At 40.1% G+C, this 3,646-nt stretch carries 3 protein-coding genes; all 3 read left to right on the top strand.

The window, feature by feature from the left end; translation table 11 throughout:
* Positions 1–218 precede the first annotated feature (218 nt).
* The 3 genes from GQR46_RS17495 to GQR46_RS17485 all read left to right on the top strand — a co-directional run bounded on the left by GQR46_RS17495 (position 219) and on the right by GQR46_RS17485 (position 3,603).
* Positions 219–1,808: an ABC-F family ATPase gene (locus GQR46_RS17495; protein WP_165741752.1), complete on the top strand. Its 1,590-nt coding sequence runs from the start codon at positions 219–221 to the stop codon at positions 1,806–1,808.
* A 161-nt stretch (positions 1,809–1,969) separates the two neighbouring features.
* Complete coding sequence (purE, locus tag GQR46_RS17490; protein WP_002962540.1) at positions 1,970–2,452, top strand: 5-(carboxyamino)imidazole ribonucleotide mutase; 483 nt, start codon at positions 1,970–1,972, stop codon at positions 2,450–2,452.
* Positions 2,453–2,454: 2 nt separating this feature from the next.
* Positions 2,455–3,603, top strand: coding sequence for a 5-(carboxyamino)imidazole ribonucleotide synthase (locus tag GQR46_RS17485; RefSeq protein ID WP_165741750.1), 1,149 nt, complete (start codon positions 2,455–2,457; stop codon positions 3,601–3,603).
* Positions 3,604–3,646: the final 43 nt, after the last annotated feature.

Genomic DNA, 3,646 nt, shown 5'->3' with positions numbered 1-3,646 from the left:
TTTATTATGAATGTATTTATGAATTTTAATTTATCTAAATTGAATAACAGTTTGCAAAAACACTAAATTTAATTTGTTATTTTAATTACGAGTAGCTCAGTGATAATAATTGCCTTAAACGACGTGGCTTGCCATTAAACTTTCATAGAAAAACAGGCCATTTTGGTTTAAACTGCGCGCAATTTAATTACATCCTTACTCCCTTGGAGGGTAGCGCTATTATTAGTACAGCTAATGTCACCATGCAATTTGGTGCTAAACCATTATTTGAAAATATCTCAGCAAAATTTGGCGATGGAAACCGTTACGGTTTAATTGGCGCAAATGGTTGTGGTAAATCAACATTTATGAAAATTTTAAGTGGTGAGCTTGAAGCGTCTTCAGGTAATGTAAGTACTGATCCTAATGAACGCGTTGCTAAACTAAACCAAGACCAGTTTGCCTACGAAGAATACTCAGTAATTGATACTGTTATTATGGGCCATAAAGAACTGTGGAAAATTAAACAAGAACGCGACCGTATCTATTCTTTACCAGAAATGAGTGAAGACGACGGTATGAAAGTAGCCGATCTTGAAACTGAATTTGCTGAAATGGATGGTTACTCTGCTGAATCTAAAGCAGGCGAGCTTCTATTAGGCGTAGGTATTGGTACTGAGCAACACTTTGGCCCAATGTCAGAAATTGCACCAGGTTTTAAACTACGCGTGCTACTTGCACAGGTGTTGTTTTCAGACCCAGATATAATGCTACTTGATGAGCCTACCAATAACTTGGATATTTACACCATCAAGTGGTTAGAAGACGTGTTAAACCAACGCGACTGTACCATGATAATCATCTCGCATGACCGTCACTTTTTAAACTCTGTGTGTACTCACATGGCAGATATTGACTACGGTGAGCTACGTATTTACTCAGGTAACTATGACGAATACATGTTTGCAGCAACGCAAGCACGTGAGCAGCTACTTAGCGAAAACGCGAAGAAGAAAAACCAAATTGCTGAACTTCAACAGTTTGTATCACGCTTCTCTGCTAACGCATCTAAAGCTAAGCAAGCTACATCGCGCGCTAAACGTATCGACAAAATTCAGTTAGACGAAGTTAAAGCCTCATCACGTCAAACACCGTTTATTCGTTTCGATCAAGAAAAGCAGTTATTCAGAAACGCACTTGAAATGAATAACTTAACGCAAGGGTTTGACGACAATACGTTGTTTTCTGGCCTTGAAGGTTTAGTAGAAGTTGGCGAGCGAATTGCTATTATTGGTGAAAATGGTGTTGGTAAAACAACATTACTTAATACATTAGCAGGGCGCTTAGCACCTAAAGCCGGTGAGTTTAAGTTCTCTGAAAACGCGAACATTGGTTACTACGCGCAAGATCACGCTGACGAGTTTGCAACCGACATGAACTTGTTTCAGTGGATGGAGCAATGGCAACAAGAAGGCGATGACGAGCAAGTGGTTCGCAGCTTCTTAGGCCGTATGTTGTTCTCTCAAAACGATATTAAAAAATCAGTTAAAGTAATTTCTGGTGGTGAGCAAGGCCGCATGTTGTTTGGTAAAATTATGATGCATAAACCAAACATACTGTTAATGGATGAGCCAACTAACCACATGGATATGGAATCTATTGAAGCGCTTAACTTAGCACTTGAAGCCTACGAAGGCACATTAATGTTTGTATCGCACGATCGTCAATTTGTATCATCGGTAGCTACCCGAATTTGGGAAGTTAAAGATGGTAAAATCATTGACTTTAGAGGCAACTACGCAGAATACCTAGCGAGTAAAGAAGCTTAATTAGCTATTTACACGTTAACCCTAAAAAGCCATGTTTAAACATGGCTTTTTTTGTTTTTGTGGCTTTGTATTAGTCGCAATTAATATGGCTTTGGGTATAATACCCGGCTTAAACAGGACATAAGTCCGCTATTTTAAAAATACATTACTGAGGAGTATTTATGACTGTTGGCATTATTATGGGTTCTAAATCAGATTGGCCAACCATGGAACATGCAGCACTTATGCTTGAGCATTTTGGCATTAAGTACGAAACTAAAGTCGTGTCTGCACACCGCACTCCTCAATTACTTGCTGATTACGCAAGTTCAGCCGCAGAACGCGGTATTAAAGTTATTATTGCTGGCGCTGGCGGCGCGGCTCATTTACCAGGTATGGCTGCTGCTTTTACGTCGCTTCCTGTACTGGGCGTGCCTGTAAAATCAAAAGCATTAAATGGTGTTGATTCACTTTTATCTATTTGCCAAATGCCTAAAGGTGTTGCTGTTGGTACGCTTGCCATTGGTGAGCCTGGCGCTGCAAACGCAGGTTTACTAGCCGCACAAATTTTAGGGTGTCAAAATCCAGAAATTTTTGCAAAAATTGAAGCGTTTCGTAAAGCTCAAACCGATACTATATTAGCTAATCCAAACCCTGCAGAGTAATAATGAATATTTTAATATTAGGTGCAGGGCAACTTGCACGTATGATGAGCCTTGCAGGTGCGCCGCTTAATTTAAACGTTGTTGCGTACGATGTAGGCAGCAAGCAAATTAAGCATCCGCTAACTGGTGAGGTTTATAGCACGTCACTTGAACAAGCAATATTAAACGCTGATGCAATTACTGCAGAGTTTGAGCACATTCCTGATGACGTACTAACACTTTGCTGTAACAGCAATAAGTTTTACCCAGGTAAAGCCGCTATTAAAACCGGTGGCGATCGCTCACTTGAAAAAGCATTGCTTGATAAAACAAACGTAACTTGTGCGCCGTATCAATTAATTACTGAAAAAGCGCATCTTGAACACGCAGTTAAAATCCTCGGCAAGCCACTTGTTATTAAAACATGCCAAGCAGGTTACGATGGAAAAGGTCAATGGCGATTAAAGTCAGATGATCAAATAGACGAGATTTGGTCACAAATGGCTGATTTTATTGCATCGGGCACAGAGCTTGCGCCACATACAATTATTGCTGAAAAAATGATCCCGTTTGATCGTGAAGTCTCTATTATTGGTGCGCGCGATAAACACGGTAATGTTGCTATTTATCCGCTAACAGAAAACGAGCATACAAATGGTGTGTTAACACTCTCTATTGCTGGTAAAAACAATCGCAGCGTTGAAGCTCAAGCAAACGATGCATTTACTAAAATAGCAAACGAACTTAACTATGTTGGCGTATTAGCTATTGAATTTTTTGATGTACAAGGCACGTTACTCGTAAACGAAATTGCACCGCGTGTACATAACTCAGGCCATTGGACACAACAAGGTTGTCACTGTTCGCAGTTTGAAAACCACATGCGTGCTGTAGCAGGTTTACCGCTTGGTAATACAGAGCTTAAACACATTACCGCGATGATAAACGTACTAGGGCAACCTAGTATTCCAGCTGACGTACTAAAATACGCAGATGTGACTAGCCATTGGTACGGTAAAACTGCAAAACCAGGTCGTAAAATGGGCCATATAAACGTATCGGCCACTAGCATGAACGATCTAGCAGATAAATTAGGTGAGCTTACTGAATATTTACCTGAGCAAGACTACCCAGGTATTTTAAAAGCGGCGGCTAACATAATTCTTCATTAAATGGCTAAACGTTTTATTAAATGCCGAGCTTGCTCGGCATTTT

The organism is Pseudoalteromonas sp. Z1A6, from assembly GCF_011378745.1.
Classification (GTDB): Bacteria; Pseudomonadota; Gammaproteobacteria; order Enterobacterales; family Alteromonadaceae; genus Pseudoalteromonas; species Pseudoalteromonas arctica.
The sequence above is the reverse complement of the archived record's forward strand: the minus strand, read 5'-3'. Positions and strand labels throughout refer to the sequence as shown.